Below are 18,017 nucleotides of genomic sequence, written 5' to 3'. Positions count from 1 at the left end.
TGGAGCTCAGGTTGAGGTTCAAAGGCCGGACTTCAGGCTGGCGGTGATGAATTCGTCGAGATCGCCGTCGAGCACTTTCTGGGTGTTGGAAATTTCGACGTTGGTGCGCAGATCCTTGATGCGGCTCTGATCGAGCACATAGCTGCGGATCTGGTGGCCCCAGCCCACGTCGCTCTTGGTCGATTCCAGCGTCTGCTGTTCGGCCATGCGCTTGCGCATCTCGTGCTCGTACAGCCGCGAGCGCAGCATCTGCCACGCTTCGGCGCGGTTTTTATGTTGCGAGCGATCGTTCTGGCACTGCACCACGATGCCGGTGGGCATGTGCGTCAGGCGCACCGCCGAGTCGGTCTTGTTGATGTGCTGACCGCCGGCGCCGCTGGCGCGAAAGGTGTCGGTGCGCACGTCCGCAGGGTTGATATCGATCTCGATCGAGTCGTCCACCTCGGGGTAGACGAACACGCTGGCGAAGCTGGTGTGGCGGCCGCCGGACGAGTCAAACGGGCTCTTGCGCACCAGGCGATGCACCCCGGTTTCGGTGCGCAACTGGCCGTAGGCGTAGTCGCCTTCGACCTTGATCGTGGCGCTGCGGATGCCCGCGACGTCGCCCTCGGTCTCTTCCATCACCTCGGTCTTGAAGCCCTTGCGTTCGCAGTAGCGCAGGTACTGCCGCAGCAGCATGCTGGCCCAGTCGCAGGCCTCGGTGCCACCGGCGCCGGCCTGAATGTCGATGAAGCAGTTGCTCGGGTCGAGCGGGTTGGAGAACATGCGGCGGAATTCCAGCGCCTCGACCTCGGCGGCGGACTTCTCGACATCGGCCTCGATGGCTTCGCAGGTGGCGTCATCGCCTTCCTCGCGCGACATCTCGAACAGCTCGCTGTGATCGGCCAGCGCCGTGGTGAGGCTCTCCAGCCCGAGCACCACGGTTTCGAGCGACTTGCGTTCGCGGCCCAACTCTTGCGCGCGTTTGGGGTCGTTCCAGACCTGCGGGTCTTCGAGCGCCCCTGCAACTTCCATTAGCCGCGACGCCTTGGCATCGAAGTCAAAGATACCCCCTTAGCGCTTGAACGCGCTGCTGGAGGTCGGTAATTCGATTGGAGATGGCGTTGAGGCGTTCTGCGTCCATGATGCTCTTGAGATGACAAAGGGCGCTATTTTCGCACCCCTTGCCCCTGCCTTGCACTTTGGTCGTTGGCTCAAACCGGTTTGAAGAATTCCTTGGCCTTGTCGAACCACGACTTGGCTTGCGGAGAGTGGCGATCGCCGCCCCTTTTCAGCGACTCGTCGAGCTCGCGCAGCAGACGCTTCTGCTCCTCGTTGAGCTTGATCGGCGTTTCCACCGTGATGTGGCAATACAGGTCACCGGGATAGCTCGAGCGCAGGCCTTTGATGCCTTTGCCGCGCAGGCGGAAGGTCTTGCCCGCCTGCGTGCCTTCGGGGAGGTCGATTTCTGCCTTGCCGCCCAGCGTGGGCACATCGATGCCGCCGCCCAGAGCCGCCTTCGCCATGCTCACCGGAACGTGACAGTGCAGGTCGTCGCCATCGCGCTCGAACACCGGGTGTTGCTTGATGTGGATTTCCACATACAGGTCTCCGGGCGGCCCGCCGTTGACGCCGGGTTCGCCGTTGCCCGTGGAGCGGATGCGCATGCCCGAGTCGATGCCCGCGGGAATCTGCACTTCCAGGGTCTTCTGCTTCTGGACGCGGCCACGGCCATGACAGGCCGGGCAGGGCTCGGGAATAAGCTTGCCCGTGCCGTGGCAGGTCGGACAGGTCTGCTGCATGGCGAACGGTCCCATGCGCTGCGCCACCTGACCGCTGCCATGGCAGGTCGTGCAGGTGATGGGTTTGGTGCCGGGTTTGGCGCCGCTGCCGTGGCAAGTGCTGCATTCTTCCCAGCCGGGGATGCGCAGGCTTTTGTTCACGCCGTTTGCGGCATCTTCGAGGCTGATTTCCAGTGAATAGCTCAGATCGTTGCCGCGGTAAACCTGCGGCCCGCCGCCACCGCGCCGCCCGCCGCCGAAAATCTCGTCGAAAATGTTGCCGAAGTCGCCAAATCCTCCCGCACCGCCTCCGAATCCGCCAAAGCCTCCCGCCGAGGGATCAACCCCGGCGTGGCCATATTGGTCATAGGCGGCGCGCTTCTGGGTGTCGCACAGGCACTCGTAGGCTTCCTTGACGATTTTGAACTGCTCTTCAGAGTCTTTGTTGCCCTGATTACGGTCGGGGTGGTGCTTCATGGCCAGCTTGCGGTAGGCCTTCTTGATCTCGTCTTCCGAGGCGTTTTTGCTCACGCCCAAGACTTCGTAGTAGTCACGTTTTGCCACGGGTTCTGCCTTGCGAATCGGTTCAATAACAATGGACAAACGGGAGGGCCGCACGATTAGCGGCCCTCCCGTCGGGAGACTTCAAGTCTGAAGACGATCAGGCCTTGCCGTCCTTCACTTCCTTGAACTCGGCATCGACCACGGTGTCGTCGCCCGCAGCCTGGCCTCCACCGCTACCAGACGAGGCGCCACCGGCCGCGCCGGGTTCAGCGGCTTGGCTGGCGTACATCTTTTCGCCCAGTTTCTGGCTGGCGGCGAGCAGGGCGCTAGTCTTGGCCTCGATCTCGGCCTTGTCCTCCGACTTGATCGCCTCTTCCGCTTCCTTCAAGGAAGTTTCGATGGCCGATTTTTCGCCTGCGTCCAGTTTGTCGCCATACTCCGAGAGCGATTTGCGCACACTGTGCACCGCAGCGTCTGCCTGGTTACGGGCATCGACCAGTTCGCGCTTCTTGTGGTCTTCGGCCGCGTTCACCTCGGCATCGCGCACCATGCGCTGCACTTCCTCTTCACTCAAGCCGGAATTGGCCTTGATGGTGATCTTGTTTTCTTTGCCGGTGCCCTTGTCCTTGGCGCTGACGTGCAGAATGCCGTTGGCGTCGATGTCGAAGGTCACTTCGATCTGCGGCACGCCGCGAGGTGCGGGCGGAATGCCTTCGAGGTTGAATTCGCCCAGCAGTTTGTTGCCCGCCGCCATCTCACGCTCGCCTTGGAATACCTTGATGGTCACCGCAGGCTGGTTGTCATCCGCGGTGGAATAGACCTGCGCATGCTTGGTCGGCACCGTGGTGTTTTTGGTGATCATCTTGGTCATCACGCCGCCCATGGTCTCGATGCCCAGAGACAGCGGGGTGACGTCGAGCAGCAGCACGTCCTTGCGGTCGCCTGCCAGCACCGAACCCTGAATGGCCGCGCCTACGGCCACGGCCTCGTCGGGGTTCACGTCCTTGCGGGGTTCCTTGCCGAAGAACTCTTTCACCTTGTCCTGCACCTTGGGCATGCGGGTCATGCCGCCGACCAGGATGACGTCGTCGATGTCGCCCACCTTCACACCGGCATCGGTGATGGCCGTGCGGCAGGGTGCGATGGTGCGCTCGATCAGCTCTTCAACCAGCGACTCCAGCTTGGCGCGGGTGAGTTTGAGGTTCAGGTGCTTCGGACCGGAGGCATCGGCCGTGACGTAGGGCAGGTTGATCTCGGTCTGGGTGGAGCTGGAGAGTTCGATCTTGGCCTTCTCGGCCGCGTCTTTCAGGCGCTGCAGCGCGAGCACGTCCCTGCTCAGATCGACGCCTTGCTCCTTCTTGAACTCGGCGATGATGTAGTCGATGATGCGTTGGTCGAAGTCTTCACCGCCCAGGAAAGTGTCACCGTTGGTGGAGAGCACCTCGAACTGCTTTTCGCCCTCGACGTCGGCAATCTCGATGATGGACACGTCAAAGGTGCCGCCACCCAGGTCATAGACCGCGATCTTGCGGTCGCCCTTGCCGTGCTTGTCCAGACCGAAGGCCAGGGCTGCGGCGGTGGGCTCGTTGATGATGCGCTTGACTTCCAGACCGGCGATGCGGCCGGCGTCCTTGGTGGCCTGGCGCTGGCTGTCGTTGAAGTAGGCCGGCACGGTGATCACCGCCTCGGTGACTTCTTCACCCAGATAGTCTTCCGCCGTCTTTTTCATCTTGCGCAGCACTTCGGCGCTGATCTGCGGCGGCGCGAGCTTTTTGCCGCGCACTTCCACCCAGGCGTCGCCGTTGTCGGCCTTGACGATGCTGTAGGGCATCAGGTCGATGTCTTTCTGCACTTCCTTTTCGCCGAACTTGCGGCCGATCAGGCGCTTGACGGCGTAAAGCGTGTTTTTGGGATTGGTGACCGACTGGCGCTTGGCCGAGGCACCCACCAGAATTTCGCCGTCTTCCATATAGGCGACGATGGATGGCGTGGTGCGTGCGCCTTCGCTGTTCTCAATGACCTTGGGCGTATTGCCCTCCATGACCGCCACGCAGGAATTGGTGGTGCCCAGGTCGATGCCGATGATTTTTGCCATGGAAATTCTCCGAATGTGCCGCGCCGCGGGGCGCTGATTTTTGACTGCTAGTTAAATGAGGAAGCTTGTTGTGAATTCAAGTCTTGCGAATCTGGCCGTACCGAATCTGGCCATACCCATACAGGGACTTATTGCGCCACTGTGACCAGTGCCGGACGCAGGGTGCGTTCAGCGATCCGATAGCCTTTTTGCAGCACCGAAACCACCGTGCCGGAAGGCTGCTCGGCCGGTTGCACCGAAATGGCCTGGTGCAACGTCGGGTCGAATTTGTCTCCAGCCGCAGGAGCGATTTCCAGCAGGCGGTTGCGCTCGAAGGCCGATTTGAGCTGGCTCAGGGTGAGTTCCACGCCTTGTTTGAGCACATCGGGCTTGCCGCTGGTGTCGGCCAGCGCCGCCTCCAGGCTGTCCTTGACCGGGAGCAGTGATTCGGCGAAGCCTTCCACCGCAAACTTGCGTGCCTTGGCGGCTTCATCTTCCGCGCGGCGGCGGATGTTTTCCACCTCGGCGCGGGCGCGCAGCAATTGGTCGTTGAGCTTGGTGATTTCTTCCTGTGCCTGCGCCAGCTCGTCGCTCAGCACGGGCTCGGGAATCAACTCCTGATGCGCACCGCCAGCGGTTTGCGGATCGTCGGAAGGGGGGTTCTGGGGATCAGTCTGCATGGTCGCGAGCGCGGCGTGAGCGCGCGGTTATAAAAAATGACCTTTCCAGCTTGGGGGTGTCTTGCCGAATTTCAAGAGCCTGTCGGCTCGTCAGGAAGGCCGGTTTTACCGATGCGGAATGAAAAAATCCCCCGCGGGTGCTGCTGCGGGGGATTTCGACGGGCAAGTACGGCAGGTGCTGCCGTCATGCCGGAGCGCCTAGCGTGTAGGCGAACGTCTCGAAGGCCTTACTGAGCCTTCTTTTCTTCTTTTTTCATTTCCTTGTGCACGGCCTTTTTGTGCTCAACCTTCTTGTGTTCGACCTTTTTGTGCTCTTTTTTCATTTCCTTGTGGGCTTCGGGCTTGGCGGCTTCAGGGGCAGCCGGGGCCGGAGTTTGCGCCATGGCAACGGTGGCGAACAGGGAAGCAAACAGCGTGGCAGCAATTTTTTTCATGATGGGATGCACTTTCAATGTTTGGGATGGAAACGATCCAAGCTGGATCAGAGGCTTAATGCGTGTCCCGGTCTTTGGGTTGACACAACTTTGCAAAACTTGCGATTTCGATGGCTGGCAGCCCGGATAATGTCTATTGCGTCTACCGAATTTCTGCATTCCTGTGAGTTCAACCATGTCTGAGTTTTCCGTGCTGTTTGTCTGTATGGGCAATATCTGCCGCTCGCCAACCGCCGAGGGCGTATTTCGCGCCAGAGTGCATGAAGCCGGGTTGGAAAAGCGGGTTCGCATCGATTCGGCCGGCACCCACGCCTTCCACGTGGGCTCGGCGCCCGATCGCCGCAGTCAGCGTCATGCGCTGGAGCGGGGCTACGACCTCTCCGGCCTGCGCGCCCGCGCGGTGGAAGACGCAGATTTTTCGCGTTTCGACCTGCTCTTGGCGATGGACTGGGACAACCTCGCCTTGCTGGAACAGCGATGCCCGCCGCAGTTTGCCTCGCGCTGCCGACTGTTTCTGAGTTTTGCGCCGCAGGCGCCGGTGGCCGCCGTGCCCGATCCGTATTACGGCACTGAACGCGATTTCGAGCGGGTACTCGATCTGGTGGAACAGGCCAGCACGGGGCTGCTCGCCTTCATCGAAAAGCGGCTGGCGCAGCGGGCCTGAAGCGCCGCGGGTTCACTGCACTTCCTTGAACGGCAGGCGCTCTTGCAGGCTGTTCTGATGCTCGGCGAGCGCGGCTGATTCACGCTCCAAATAATCTTCCACCGCCCGCGAAAACTGCGGTTGCGCCAGCCAATGCGCCGAGCGGGTGGCGACGGGTTGCAGTCCGCGCGCCATTTTGTGCTCGCCCTGTGCGCCGCCTTCGAAGGTGGTGTAGCCATGGGCCAGACACCAGGCGATGGGCTGGTAATAGCACGCGTCGAAGTGCAGGGCCGGAATGTGGGCGACGGCGCCCCAGTAGCGACCGTAGGCGATGCGGCTTTGCGGGTCGAGCAGGACGAGCGAACTGGCCACGGGCTGGCCGTCTCGTTCTGCGATAAACAGCAGGCAGTGCTCGGGCATTTGGGCGCCGATGGTCTGAAAAAATGCGCGGTTCAGGTAGGGATCGGAGCCGTGCAGGGCGTAGGTCGTTTGATAGCAGCGAGTGAAAAAATCCCAGTGCGATTCGGTGATTTCTGTCCCGACAAGGGCGCGGAAACAAACTCCGGCATCGCGCACCTGGCGTTGCTCTTGTTTGATCTTTTTGCGTTTATCGTGCCTCAAACTGCCGATAAAAGCCTCGAAGTCGGGCCAGACCGCCCCACCTTCTGCGGGAGGGTTGCGCCAGTGAAACTGCAGGGTAGTGCGCTCCAACAGACCGAGCGCGCTACACCACTGAGCCTCCTGCGGGTCGAGAAAAAGGGCGTGCAGCGAATTGAACCCGCTGCGCCGGGCGATGGCCAGAATTTCGCCGAGCAGCGCTTTGCGCGCGGTGGCGTCGCGCCCCAGCAACTTGGCGCCGCCCACGGGAGTGAAGGGCACGGCGAGCAGGAGTTTGGGGTAGTAGGGCAGGCCATGCTCGGCATAGGCGCGGGCCCAGGCCCAGTCGAAAACGTATTCGCCGTAGGAGTGCGATTTCACATACAGCGCGCAGGCGGCGGCCAACGCGCCGCTGGCATCGCGCAGCGACACGACCACGGGCTGCCAGCCGGTCTCTGCGCCCACGCAGCCGCTTTGCTCCAGCGCGCTCAGCCAGACATGGCGCTGAAACGGCGTGGCGCCGGGGGTTGCCGCGACCAGGCTCTCCCAATCGGCGGCGGGCAGTGCGTTCACCGCGTCCGACAACTCGGTGCGAAAATCCTCAGCCATGACTCTCCAACTCGCTGTTATTCAATGCAACCCGACCGTGGGTGATCTTGCGGGCAATGCGGCGCAGATCGCCCGCCTGACGCGGCAGGCCTATGCACAGGGCGCGCGCGTGGTCGTCACCCCGGAGCTGGCGCTGACCGGCTATCCCCCGGAAGACTTGTTGCTGCGCCCGGCCTTCCTGCAAGCCAGTGCTGCCGCATTGAAGCAGCTTGCGCATGACCTGTCGGACCTGCCGGAATTGGCGCTGGTCGTCGGGCATCCCTTGGGGCTGGCCGCCGCCGAAGCGCCGCGGATCGCCTCGACCCAGCAGGCGGTGGCCTGCAACGCGGCGTCGCTGCTGCGGGGCGGCGTGGTCGAAGCGACCTATTGCAAGCATGAGTTGCCCAACTATCAGGTGTTTGATGAACGCCGTTATTTCGCGCCGGGCGATCAGCCGGTGGTGTTCGAGGCCGGGGGGACGCATTTCGGCATCAATATTTGCGAAGACGCCTGGCTGCCGCATGCGCCACGCATGGCCCGCGCGGCCGGCGCTCAGGTGCTGCTGGTGCTCAATGCCTCGCCCTATCACCGCGGCAAGACGGCGGAGCGCGAGCGGGTGATGCGCGAGCGCTGTCTGGAAAACAGCATGGCGCTGGTCGCCTCGCAAATGGTGGGCGGGCAGGATGAGATCGTGTTCGACGGCGCGTCTTTTGTGCTCGACCGCGCAGGCGAGCTCGTGGCACGCTCGCCGCAATTCGTCGAAGACATCCTGCGTGTCGATGTGACCGGCGGCGAGGTGCTCAAGCAGACTCCGGCGCATGTGGCGCCGTTGAAGTCCGACCATGCCGAGGTGTACGCGGCGCTGGTGCTCGGGGTGCGCGACTATCTGGGCAAGAACGGATTTCCGGGGGCGCTCATCGGGCTGTCGGGCGGGGCGGATTCGGCGCTGGTGCTGGCCATCGCGGTGGATGCGCTCGGCGCCGAAAAGGTGCGCGCGGTGATGATGCCGTCGCAATACACCGCGCAGATCTCGCTCGACGACGCCGCAGAAATGGCGCAGCGCCTAGGCGTGCAGTACGACGTGCTGCCCATCACGCCGCTGTTCGAAACCTTTCGCACCACGCTGGCCCCGCTGTTGCACGAGCACCCCGGTGACACCACGCTGGAGAACATTCAGGCGCGCATTCGCGGCACCTTGCTCATGGGCCTGTCGAACAACAGCGGACGCATCGTGCTGACCACCGGCAACAAGAGCGAGATGGCCATGGGTTACGCCACGCTCTATGGCGATATGGCCGGGGGTTTCGCCGTCATCAAGGACGTGACCAAGACCTTGGTCTGGGAGCTGGCGCGCTGGCGCAACGCGCACGCGGCCGCAATGGGCGAGGCCGAGGTCATTCCGCAGCGCATCATCACCCGAGCGCCCAGCGCCGAGCTGCGCGCCGATCAGACCGATCAGGACAGTCTGCCTCCGTACGACGTGCTCGACGGCATTCTGCAGCGCTATATGGAGCAGGACGAACGGGTGGAAACCGTGCTGGCCGCAGGCTATGCCCGGGCCGATGTCGAGCGGGTGATACACCTGCTCAAACTGTCGGAGTACAAGCGGCGGCAGGCCCCTCCGGGCATCCGCGTCACCCACCGCGCATTCGGCCGCGATTGGCGCTATCCGATCACCTCAAAATTCCGGGAATCGTTCTGAATCCTGCCGATTCGCGCATCCCCAGTTAAATTCCGTCTTCAATCACACCGAGGAGCCCTGACATGAAACTCATCACCGCCATCATCAAGCCGTTCAAACTCGACGAGGTACGCGAGGCCTTGGCGGAGATTGGCGTCACCGGCCTGACAGTGACCGAAGTCAAGGGTTTTGGCCGTCAGAAGGGGCATACCGAGTTGTATCGCGGCGCCGAATATGTGGTGGATTTCCTGCCCAAGGTCAAGGTCGAAGCCGTCATCAAGGAAGACCAGGTCGAGCGGGCGATCGAGTCCATCGTCAAGGCGGCGCGTACCGGAAAGATTGGCGACGGCAAGATTTTTGTCACCAGCGTCGAGCAGGTGGTGCGCATTCGCACCGGCGAGACCGGCGAAGTCGCGGTTTAAGCCCACCCCGAAACCTTCGCTTCGCCCAGTTTTCCCCTCAAGGGGCAAGAAACTCTTGGGGCGGCCTGGCGAGTTTCTTGAAAGCATTCACTCCATGCCCCGCGTTCACATCCTCCCGGCAGAAACCGATCTTCTTGCCGACCCCGACGAGAACCTGCTGAAGCTGCTCAGGCGGCATCAGGTGCCGATTCGTTATTCCTGCAAGTCGGGGGAATGCGGTTCGTGCAAGTGCGTGCTCGAGTCGGGTCAGGTCAAGCTGAAAAAATATGACCCCAAGGCGCTGCCGGATGCGCAGCGGGACAGCGGCATCATTCTGGCCTGCCGTGCCACTCTGAGCGAAGACATCACCATCCGGCTGACCGATAGCGACGATCTGATCGCGCACCCCGAGCGCAAATTGCTGTGCCGCGTGGTGGCGCTGGAGCCGTTGACGCAGGATATTTTCGCGCTGCGGCTGCATATCGAGTTCGCCGATATGGAGGGCATTCCCTTCACCTTTTCGGCCGGCCAGTATGCCCAGATCGTGGTCGAGGTAGACGGGCAGGAAATCGCGCGCGATTTCTCCATGGCCAGCACGCCTGTCGATGCGGAATATGACGATCTGCTGGAGTTTCACATCCGCCGCACCCCGACCGGGGCGCTGAGCAGCCTGCTGGGGAGCGTGATTCGTCCCGGCGCGCAGCTGCTGGTGCGTGGGCCCATGGGAACGAGCTATTTCCGCCCGCGCCACCAAGGGCCGCTCTATGCCGTGGGCGGCGGCACGGGCTTGGCACCCATGCTCAGTGTGGCGCACACCGCGCTCGACAACGGCAAGCTCGAACCCGTGGTGCTGTTTGCCGGATTTCGCAATCAGGCCGATGTGTACGGACTGGAGCAGATGGAGCAGATGCGCCGCAGCTATCGCAACTTCAGCTATCACCTTGCGCTGGACGAGGCGCAACCGGGAGATCCGCCGCAGGCCGTGCATCGCCCGCTGGCCGCGCATCTGCTGGAACAGGTGGCCGAGTTTGCCGGTTCCAAGGTCTATCTGGCCGGGCCGCCGGGCATGGTCGAGGCCATCAGCGCGTCACTGCTGGAACGGGGCCTGCCGGAGAACGATCTGCACGCCGACGCGTTCTACCCGCCCGTAAAAGCAGAGCTTGCCCCTGCCGCCTGAAGCGTGAGCGGCAAGCGCGCTACGCAGACGTATTAAAATCGGCAATAACTCTCAGGCAAACGCGGGGCCGTCCCCAGTTTTCTTGACCCCCAAGGGGGCGAGTCGGGTGCAGCCTGACTCCGGGGGGCGCTGACTTGAGCGCCACGCATCGACACATTGCGCCCGCCTTCGGGCACCTGCGGCACAGCGGACGACTTCCGGCTGATACCGCCCTTTACCGGGTATCTATGAACACGCAAGAGGCCAAGCGGGTCCTCGAGACCGCGCTGATCTGTGCTTCCCAAGCCCTTTCCGTCGCTGAACTGCGGCGCCTGTTCGACGACACGATCGCCGCCGACACCGTGCGCGCGCTGCTCGATGAACTGCGCAGCGATTGGCAGGAGCGCGGCGTCGAGCTCGTGCGGCTGGCGCAGGGCTGGCGCTTTCAAAGCCGGGCGGAGATGCAGCCTTTTCTCGACCGGCTCTATCCCGAGAAGCCGCAAAAGTATTCGCGCGCCGTGCTGGAAACCCTGGCCATCATCGCCTACCGTCAGCCCGTGACCCGGGGCGACATCGAAGAGATTCGTGGGGTGGTGGTCAATGCCCAGATCATCCGTCAGCTTGAAGACCGGGGCTGGGTCGAGGTGATCGGCCACCGCGAAGCGCCGGGCCGACCGGCCCTTCTGGCCACCACGGCGCAATTTCTCGACGATCTCGGACTGAAAACCCTCGACGCCCTGCCCCCGTTGGGCGAGCGCGGCGACATGCTGCCGAATTTCGACGGCCTGCAGCAGCGCCTGCCTGAAATCGAGAGTCTGGAAGCCCCGCAAGCAACCCCACGGCAAGAAGCGCCAGACCCTGCTGCGGCCGACGCTGAACCCGGTGAACACCATCCTCCGTCTGAAACGACCGAAGTCGTGCAGCCGACCTCTATGCCCCGCAGTGCGCCCGAAGTTGCGCTGCCGAACGACTGACCCTGAACGGACAGCACCATGAGCTCTACCGACTCGCCTGATTCCCCCGAACTCAACCCCGCGCCCGAGGCTGTAGAGGCCGTGGCCGATACGCCGTCAGCGCGCAAGACCCGTGCCGCCCCTCGCCGCACGCCGCGCAAGACTGCGGCTGCAAGCACCGAAGAGGGCGCAGCGCTGGAGTCTGGCGAAGCTGTTGCGCCGCCCATTGCCGAAGCAGTGGCGGCTTTGCCAGTCGAGCCCGAGGCGCATAGCGCTGTGAGTGCAGACGCCGGCGTGGCAGAGGCCGCCGAGGCGAGCCCGCAGACTGAGCCGCTGCAGTCGCTTGAGCCCAAGCGCACGGCGCGTCCGCCACGTTCACCGAAAAGCCCGCGTCACCAGACCGAGCCGCAGGCGCCGCAGCTTGAGGCGACGACACCCGCCGCCGCGGCGCCCGCGCCGCTGGTGGGCGTGCAGATTCAGGATGTGATTTCGGGCACTTACGACCGGGCGGCGGAAACCGCCGAGATTGTGCGCCGTGTGCTGGCCCCGGCCGAAGATGCGCCCAAGCTGCATAAGGTGCTGGCGCAAAGCGGCGTGGGTTCACGTCGCGAGATGGAAGACCTCATCCTGGCCGGGCGGGTTTCGGTCAACGGCGAACCGGCGCATCTGGGACAGCGCATCCTGCCGACCGACCAGATTCGCGTCAACGGCAAGATCATCAAGCGCCGCCTGCGGCCGGCCCAGGCCCGCGTGCTGGCCTATCACAAGCCGACGGGTGAAGTGGTGTCGTTCAAAGACCCGGAAGGACGTCCCACGGTGTTTCAGCATCTGCCCAAGCTGCAAGGGGCCAAGTGGACTGCAGTCGGGCGGCTGGATATCAACACCGAAGGCCTGTTGCTGTTTACCACCTCGGGCGACCTGGCCAACCGGCTGATGCACCCCAGCTACGGTGCCGAGCGCGAATACGCCGTGCGGGTGCTGGGCGAGCTTGACGCTGCGGCCCGCGACGAATTGCTCGAGGGCGTGCAGTTGGGCGATGGCCCGGCGCGTTTTCTCAGCCTCGAAGAGGCGGGCGGCGAGGGCGCCAATCGCTGGTGGCGCGTGGTCATCTCCGAGGGGCGCAACCGCGAAGTGCGTCGCATGTTCGAGGCGGTTGGTCTGACGGTGAGCCGTCTCATCCGGGTGCGCTACGCCAGTGTGGTGCTGCCTGCGGGGCTGCGCCGCGGCGATTTTGTCGAGCTCGACAAATCGCTCGTGCAGGCGCTGCAAGGTCGCAGCGGCGAGGCGCCTTCCGGTGCAGGAGACCGCCCCGCGCGCCGCCCGAACGGGCAGAACCAGGGCGGACGGCGCAACGACAGCCGTGGCCGCGGCGGACGCGGCAAGGGGCAGGGCGGCGACCAGCAGCAGCCCGGGCCGGACAGCTATGCCCGCACCACGGTCGAGGCGCTGTTCGGCAAGAGCCCGGTGGTGCGTAGCGGCGGTGGTTCTTGGGGCGGCGCAGGCAATTTCTCGACCGGAAACAAGCCCGGCGGACAATCGCGCCGCAAATCGGGCGGCAAGCAGGGCAGTTCGCAGCCCGATCCGATGAAAACCAGTTTCGGTTACATCCACAAAGATGCCGGGCCGCATCGCACGGGCGGTGGCGGCGGCCCCTCGGGGGGGCGCCGACGCAGCGGTGGTGGAGGTAGTGGCGGGGGTGGCGGTGGCAATCGCGGCGGGCGCTGAGCCCAGTGTGTGACCCGCAGCACAAGTTCGGTGCTGTCTACAATGATGAATTAACCCTTTGATTTCAGGAGCAAAGTATGACCATTGAGCGCACGCTCTCCATCATCAAACCCGACGCCGTTGCCAAAAACGTGATCGGCCAGATCTACGCCCGTTTCGAGTCGGCCGGTCTGAAAATTGTCGCTGCGCGCATGGCGCATTTGTCGCGCGCCGAGGCTGAAGCGTTTTATGCGGTGCACAAGGCCCGTCCGTTTTTCAAGGATCTGGTGGATTTCATGATCTCGGGCCCTGTGATGATCCAGGTGCTTGAAGGCGAGGGCGCCATTCTCAAGAACCGCGACCTGATGGGCGCAACCGACCCGAAAAAAGCCGCCCCCGGCACCATCCGCGCCGACTTCGCCGACAGCATCGATGCCAATGCCGTGCATGGCTCCGACGCGGCGGAAACCGCGGCGCAGGAGATCGCTTTCTTCTTCCCGGCGATGGCGATCTATTCCCGTTGATCGTTTGCTGATCGTTTGCTGATTAGTCTGCTGATCCCCCCGCCGACTCCCCGTTGATGCTGTGCCCATGTCTGGCGAACTGACCTCCACCAATCTTCTCCAGTTCGATCGCGACGGATTGGTGGAGTGGTTCGGGCGTCACGGCCATGCGGCGTTTCGCGCTCGGCAGGTTTTTCGCTGGATGCACCAGAAAGGCGTGGCCGATTTCGAGGCCATGAGCGATCTGGCCAAGCCCTTGCGCCAATTCTTGCGGGAGCATGCGCACATCGCCGCGCTGCCTGTGCTCAGCGAACAGCGCTCGGCCGATGGCACGGTGAAATGGCTGTTCGATGTGGGGCAGGGCAACGCCGTCGAGGCGGTGTTCATTCCAGAGGCGCAGCGCAACACCCTGTGCGTATCGTCTCAGGCCGGCTGTGCGGTGAATTGCAAGTTCTGCTCCACCGGGCATCAGGGTTTCAGTCGCAATCTGCAAACCTGGGAAATTCTTGCCCAGCTCTGGCACGCCGAGTTCACCATGCGGCGCGAGTTGGGTCTGCCGGGCGGCGAGCGTGCGATTTCGAACGTGGTGATGATGGGCATGGGCGAGCCGCTGCAAAACTACAGCGCGTTGGTTCCCGCGCTGCGCACCATGCTCGACGACGATGGTTACGGTCTGTCGCGTCGCCGTGTCACGGTGTCCACCTCGGGTGTGGTGCCCATGATCGACCGGCTGTCGCAGGATTGTCCGGTGGCGCTGGCGGTCTCGCTGCATGCGCCCGTTGATGCGCTACGCGACGAACTGGTGCCGCTCAATCGCAAGTACCCGCTGCACGAACTGCTGGCGGCGTGCAAGCGCTATCTCGACTTTGCCCCGCGCGACTTCATCACCTTCGAATATTGCATGCTCGACGGTGTGAACGACACCCCGGCGCTAGCTCAAGATTTGGTGCGGCTGGTGGGCGCTGCGCAGGTCAACTGCAAGTTCAATCTGATTCCGTTCAACCCGTTTCCCCAGTCCGGGCTCAAGCGATCTTCCGCGGCGCGGGTCGCGGCGTTTGCCCAGGTGCTGCTCGATGCGGGCCTGGTCACCACGGTGCGCAAAACCCGCGGCGACGATATCGACGCCGCTTGTGGTCAACTGGCGGGCGAGGTGCAGGATCGCACCCGCCGCGTCATCCGCATGCAGCAGGCTGCTGCCGTGCCGAATGCGGCCCGCCTGGGTCATTGAGGGAGACTTTGCCCATGTTCCTGAATCTTTGTGCGCGGTCCCACGTTTCGGCTTGGCGGGTAGCCGTACTCGGTTTGCTGATGGCAGGCGCCGCGTTGCTCGGCGGCTGCGCCACGCAGACGCAGCGTGCGGCAGAGATGGGCTCGGGCGCGACTTTGAGCACCCAGCAGACCGATGTTCTCAAGCGTGTTCAGTTGCGTCTGGAACTCGCCGAGGGCTACTACCAGCGCGGGCAGTTCACCGTGGCGCTCGAAGAGGTGAACAAGGCGCTGGCAGAGAAATCTGATTTCGTGCCCGCCTACACCATGCGCGCGCTCATCTATACCGCGTTGAACGACACCGCCAAGGCCGAGGCCAATTACCGCGAGGCGCTGCGGCTCTCGCCGGACAATCCCGATGCGCTGCACAACTATGGCTGGTTCCTTTGTCAGCAGCGTCGCTATCCGGACTCGTTCGTTCAGTTCAACAAGGCCCTGGCCATCCAGAATTACCGTTATCCGGTGCGCACTTATCTGGCGCTGGGGGTGTGCCAATACCGCGCAGGAGATCTGGCTGCATCGGAAGGCACGCTCAAAAAGGGCTTCGCGCTTGATCCGGGCAATCCTGCGTTGTCCACCAATCTGGCTGTCGTGCTCGACCGCATGGGCAAGCCCAAGGAAGCGCTGTTCTACATTGCCCGCGTCAACAGTGGTCAATACGCCAGCGCCCAGTCGCTTTGGGTCGGCATTCTGATTGCCCGCAAGGCGGGTAATGCGATGGACGCTGCGCTGTGGACCAATCAACTCGTCCAGCGCTTTCCAGACTCGCGTGAAGCCATCGCCGCGCAGCAGGGGAAGTTTGACGATTCCGCCCTGCTGAACTACTGATTCCGTATGACTGAACCCACTCCGGAACTGATTGCCAGCCGTGCCAAGGCGGGGGCTGCCCTGCGCGAGGCGCGCATGGGAGCCGGGCGCAATGTCGAAGAGCTTGCCGCACAGCTCAAGGTGGCCCCTGCAAAAATCGCTGCGCTGGAGGCAGGTGATTGGTCGGCGCTGCCCGACGACACTTTCGGCCGTGCGCTGCTGCGGAGTTGCTGCAAGGCACTGAAAATCGATGCGAAACCCCTGCTCGACCTGCTTCCGGGCGCCCCGGTGCTGCACAGTCCGGTGCCGGAAGAGGAGGGCGCGGAGTTGGCCGCACGCGTGCCAGAGCGTCCTTTGCCGCGCTCGGCGAGTGCTACTCGTAAATCGTACGGTCTGCTTTGGCTGGCGGTGCTGATCGTTGCGCTGGCCGCCGTGGTGTTTTTCTGGCCCGCCTTGCGGGGTTTGACCGAGGGGCTGATGCCAAGCGCGGCGAAGCCCCAACAACCCGCGCCGGGCTCGGTGGAAAGCGTGCTGCCCGCCGCTTCACAGCCGTCCTCGCAAGCTGCATCGCACCCCGCATCTCATCCCGCATCTCATCCCGCATCTCATCCCGCAAATGCCGGTTCGTCACCGTTGCCCTTGCAGAGTACGCCCGCCATCGCAGGCTCGGCGCCGGTGCCAGTTGCGCCGGTAGCCTCTGCTGCAACCAGCGCTGCTTCGGGCAATGTGCTGCAACTGGCGGCGAGCGCGCCGAGCTGGGTGCAAGTCACCGCCAGCAACGGCAAGGTGATTTTTTCTCAGCTCATGCAACCCGGTGCGCCGCAAAGCATTCAGGTGCCTGCGGGAAGCACGCCGCTGGCCATCGTGGTGGGCAACGCGCCGCACACCACGGTGAGCTATGCAGGCAAGCCCGTCGATCTCACCCCGGATACGCGAGCGAATGTCGCGCGCTTCACCCTGAAATAAATCGCTCATTCATGGAATTGCTCGACCCCCCCATTTCCGAAGCCGTGCCCGCCCGCCACCGCACACGCCAGGCCCGCGTGGTCTGGGGCGATCATGTGGTGACCGTGGGCGGTGACGCGCCGGTGCGCGTGCAGTCCATGACCAATACCGATACGGCCGACGCGATCGGCACAGCCATTCAGGTCAAGGAGCTTGCGGTGGCGGGCTCGGAACTGGTGCGCATCACGGTGAATACGCCCGAGGCCGCAGCGGCAGTGCCTGCCATCCGCGAGCAGATCGACCGCATGGGCGTTTCGGTGCCGCTCATCGGCGACTTTCATTACAACGGCCATCGGCTGTTGAACGACTTTCCCGATTGCGCCCGCGCGCTGTCCAAGTACCGCATCAACCCGGGCAATGTGGGCAAGGGTGACAAGAAAGACAAGCAGTTCGGTCAGATGATCGACATCGCCCAGCGCTATGACAAACCCGTGCGCATCGGGGTGAATTGGGGCAGTCTCGATCAGGAACTGCTCGCCAGCCTGATGGACGCCAATGCCCGCCGCGCCCAGCCTTATGAGGCGCGCCAGATCATGGCGCAGGCGCTGGTGCTCTCGGCGCTGGAATCGGCTCAGCGCGCTCGTGAATTGGGGATGGATCCGGCGCAGATCCTGCTGTCGTGCAAGGTTTCCAATGTGCAGGATCTCATCACGGTGTACCGCGCCCTGGCGGCGCGTTGCGACTATCCCCTGCATCTCGGCTTGACCGAGGCCGGCATGGGCACCAAAGGCGCCGTGGCCTCGACTGCGGCGTTGGCCGTGCTGCTGCAAGAGGGCATCGGCGACACCATCCGCGTGTCGCTCACGCCCGAGCCGAATGCGCCGCGTAGTCAGGAAGTGGTCGTGGCGCTGGAAATCTTGCAGGCTCTGGGCCTGCGCGCCTTCACGCCCAGCGTCACCGCCTGCCCCGGCTGTGGTCGTACCACCAGCACCTTTTTCCAGGAACTGACCCAAAGCATCGACACGTTTTTGCGCGCGCAGATGCCCGTCTGGCGTAACCGCTACCCCGGCGTGGAGCAACTGCGCGTGGCCGTCATGGGCTGTATCGTCAATGGTCCGGGTGAAAGCAAGCACGCCGACATTGGCATCAGTCTTCCCGGTACCGGCGAGGCGCCGGCGGCGCCGGTGTTTATCGATGGTGAGAAGCGCATGACCCTGCGCGGCGACAACATTGCCGCCGAGTTCCAGGCCATCGTCGAGCAATACGTTCAACAGCGCTACGGCGCGCCCCATCGCCATCCTGAACAGGTGGCTTGAATTTC

Annotated in this window: 17 protein-coding genes; 11 read left to right on the top strand and 6 right to left on the bottom strand. The window is 63.5% G+C overall.

Going from position 1 to position 18,017, the window contains the following annotated elements:
• Window positions 1-18: 18 nt before the first annotated feature.
• The 5 genes from prfB to B3H47_RS12135 form a co-directional block, all read right to left on the bottom strand.
• Window positions 19-1,123 (bottom strand): peptide chain release factor 2 gene (gene prfB / locus B3H47_RS12155; protein ID WP_013123395.1). Its coding sequence is split into 2 segments (ribosomal slippage): window positions 19-1,041 and window positions 1,043-1,123, totalling 1,104 coding nucleotides; the frame shifts between segments, so codons are not numbered across the junction.
• A gap of 70 nt (window positions 1,124-1,193) precedes the next feature.
• A complete protein-coding gene (gene dnaJ / locus B3H47_RS12150; RefSeq protein ID WP_286987200.1) occupies window positions 1,194-2,324 on the bottom strand; it encodes a molecular chaperone DnaJ in 1,131 nt (376 codons plus the stop codon).
• A gap of 97 nt (window positions 2,325-2,421) precedes the next feature.
• Complete coding sequence (dnaK, locus tag B3H47_RS12145; protein ID WP_286987240.1) at window positions 2,422-4,374, bottom strand: molecular chaperone DnaK; 1,953 nt, start codon at window positions 4,372-4,374, stop codon at window positions 2,422-2,424.
• 113 nt (window positions 4,375-4,487) lie between these two features.
• The gene (gene grpE, locus B3H47_RS12140; protein ID WP_276709716.1) at window positions 4,488-5,018 is read right to left on the bottom strand and encodes a nucleotide exchange factor GrpE; all 531 of its coding nucleotides are present in this window, start codon (window positions 5,016-5,018) and stop codon (window positions 4,488-4,490) included.
• A gap of 227 nt (window positions 5,019-5,245) precedes the next feature.
• Window positions 5,246-5,629, bottom strand: coding sequence for a hypothetical protein (locus B3H47_RS12135; RefSeq protein WP_276709718.1), 384 nt, complete (start codon window positions 5,627-5,629; stop codon window positions 5,246-5,248).
• On the opposite strand from B3H47_RS12135, the gene B3H47_RS12130 reads away from it, so the two are divergent.
• Entirely contained in the window at window positions 5,628-6,116 is a 489-nt protein-coding gene (locus tag B3H47_RS12130) for a low molecular weight protein-tyrosine-phosphatase (RefSeq protein ID WP_276709720.1), read from the top strand. The genes B3H47_RS12135 and B3H47_RS12130 overlap by 2 nt on opposite strands.
• A 12-nt stretch (window positions 6,117-6,128) precedes the next feature.
• Here B3H47_RS12130 and B3H47_RS12125 read toward each other — a convergent pair whose 3' ends face one another.
• A complete protein-coding gene (locus tag B3H47_RS12125) occupies window positions 6,129-7,301 on the bottom strand; it encodes a GNAT family N-acetyltransferase (protein ID WP_276709721.1) in 1,173 nt (390 codons plus the stop codon).
• Here B3H47_RS12125 and B3H47_RS12120 point away from each other — a divergent pair.
• From B3H47_RS12120 to ispG, 10 genes are all read left to right on the top strand, one after another.
• Entirely contained in the window at window positions 7,300-8,982 is a 1,683-nt protein-coding gene (locus B3H47_RS12120) for an NAD+ synthase (protein WP_276709723.1), read from the top strand. The two genes, B3H47_RS12125 and B3H47_RS12120, sit on opposite strands and share 2 nt — an antisense overlap.
• A gap of 62 nt (window positions 8,983-9,044) precedes the next feature.
• Window positions 9,045-9,383, top strand: coding sequence for a P-II family nitrogen regulator (locus tag B3H47_RS12115; protein WP_013106163.1), 339 nt, complete (start codon window positions 9,045-9,047; stop codon window positions 9,381-9,383).
• A 94-nt stretch (window positions 9,384-9,477) separates the two neighbouring features.
• The gene (locus B3H47_RS12110; protein ID WP_276709726.1) at window positions 9,478-10,539 is read left to right on the top strand and encodes a 2Fe-2S iron-sulfur cluster-binding protein; all 1,062 of its coding nucleotides are present in this window, start codon (window positions 9,478-9,480) and stop codon (window positions 10,537-10,539) included.
• A gap of 227 nt (window positions 10,540-10,766) precedes the next feature.
• Window positions 10,767-11,492 (top strand): SMC-Scp complex subunit ScpB, encoded by a 726-nt coding sequence (gene scpB / locus B3H47_RS12105; RefSeq protein ID WP_276709728.1) that lies wholly within the window; start codon window positions 10,767-10,769, stop codon window positions 11,490-11,492.
• A gap of 18 nt (window positions 11,493-11,510) precedes the next feature.
• The gene (gene rluB / locus B3H47_RS12100; RefSeq protein ID WP_286987195.1) at window positions 11,511-13,196 is read left to right on the top strand and encodes a 23S rRNA pseudouridine(2605) synthase RluB; all 1,686 of its coding nucleotides are present in this window, start codon (window positions 11,511-11,513) and stop codon (window positions 13,194-13,196) included.
• A 77-nt stretch (window positions 13,197-13,273) separates the two neighbouring features.
• On the top strand, window positions 13,274-13,699 hold the full coding sequence (ndk, locus tag B3H47_RS12095) for a nucleoside-diphosphate kinase (RefSeq protein WP_013106159.1): 426 nt from the start codon (window positions 13,274-13,276) through the stop codon (window positions 13,697-13,699).
• 67 nt (window positions 13,700-13,766) lie between these two features.
• Window positions 13,767-14,906, top strand: coding sequence for a 23S rRNA (adenine(2503)-C(2))-methyltransferase RlmN (gene rlmN / locus B3H47_RS12090; RefSeq protein ID WP_286987194.1), 1,140 nt, complete (start codon window positions 13,767-13,769; stop codon window positions 14,904-14,906).
• 14 nt (window positions 14,907-14,920) lie between these two features.
• Window positions 14,921-15,772: a type IV pilus biogenesis/stability protein PilW gene (gene pilW, locus B3H47_RS12085; RefSeq protein ID WP_013106157.1), complete on the top strand. Its 852-nt coding sequence runs from the start codon at window positions 14,921-14,923 to the stop codon at window positions 15,770-15,772.
• A gap of 6 nt (window positions 15,773-15,778) precedes the next feature.
• Window positions 15,779-16,717: a RodZ domain-containing protein gene (locus B3H47_RS12080; protein ID WP_286987192.1), complete on the top strand. Its 939-nt coding sequence runs from the start codon at window positions 15,779-15,781 to the stop codon at window positions 16,715-16,717.
• An 11-nt stretch (window positions 16,718-16,728) separates the two neighbouring features.
• Window positions 16,729-18,012: a flavodoxin-dependent (E)-4-hydroxy-3-methylbut-2-enyl-diphosphate synthase gene (gene ispG / locus B3H47_RS12075; protein ID WP_286987191.1), complete on the top strand. Its 1,284-nt coding sequence runs from the start codon at window positions 16,729-16,731 to the stop codon at window positions 18,010-18,012.
• Window positions 18,013-18,017: the final 5 nt, after the last annotated feature.

The organism is Thiomonas sp. UBA7699, assembly GCF_002482605.1.
Taxonomy (GTDB): Bacteria; Pseudomonadota; Gammaproteobacteria; order Burkholderiales; family Burkholderiaceae_C; genus Thiomonas; species Thiomonas arsenitoxydans.
The sequence above is the reverse complement of the archived record's forward strand: the minus strand, read 5'-3'. Positions and strand labels throughout refer to the sequence as shown.

Bases quoted from the DNA above. Each gene is read 5' to 3' on its own strand.
- rlmN (WP_286987194.1), top strand. From the start codon at position 13,767: ATGTCTGGCGAACTGACCTCCACCAATCTTCTCCAGTTCGATCGCGAC.
- B3H47_RS12135 (WP_276709718.1), bottom strand. From the start codon at position 5,629: ATGGTTGAACTCACAGGAATGCAGAAATTCGGTAGACGCAATAGACAT.
- scpB (WP_276709728.1), top strand. From the start codon at position 10,767: ATGAACACGCAAGAGGCCAAGCGGGTCCTCGAGACCGCGCTGATCTGT.
- B3H47_RS12115 (WP_013106163.1), top strand. From the start codon at position 9,045: ATGAAACTCATCACCGCCATCATCAAGCCGTTCAAACTCGACGAGGTA.
- B3H47_RS12120 (WP_276709723.1), top strand. From the start codon at position 7,300: ATGACTCTCCAACTCGCTGTTATTCAATGCAACCCGACCGTGGGTGAT.
- rluB (WP_286987195.1), top strand. From the start codon at position 11,511: ATGAGCTCTACCGACTCGCCTGATTCCCCCGAACTCAACCCCGCGCCC.
- B3H47_RS12130 (WP_276709720.1), top strand. From the start codon at position 5,628: ATGTCTGAGTTTTCCGTGCTGTTTGTCTGTATGGGCAATATCTGCCGC.
- ispG (WP_286987191.1), top strand. From the start codon at position 16,729: ATGGAATTGCTCGACCCCCCCATTTCCGAAGCCGTGCCCGCCCGCCAC.
- B3H47_RS12125 (WP_276709721.1), bottom strand. From the start codon at position 7,301: ATGGCTGAGGATTTTCGCACCGAGTTGTCGGACGCGGTGAACGCACTG.
- grpE (WP_276709716.1), bottom strand. From the start codon at position 5,018: ATGCAGACTGATCCCCAGAACCCCCCTTCCGACGATCCGCAAACCGCT.
- pilW (WP_013106157.1), top strand. From the start codon at position 14,921: ATGTTCCTGAATCTTTGTGCGCGGTCCCACGTTTCGGCTTGGCGGGTA.
- ndk (WP_013106159.1), top strand. From the start codon at position 13,274: ATGACCATTGAGCGCACGCTCTCCATCATCAAACCCGACGCCGTTGCC.
- B3H47_RS12080 (WP_286987192.1), top strand. From the start codon at position 15,779: ATGACTGAACCCACTCCGGAACTGATTGCCAGCCGTGCCAAGGCGGGG.
- B3H47_RS12110 (WP_276709726.1), top strand. From the start codon at position 9,478: ATGCCCCGCGTTCACATCCTCCCGGCAGAAACCGATCTTCTTGCCGAC.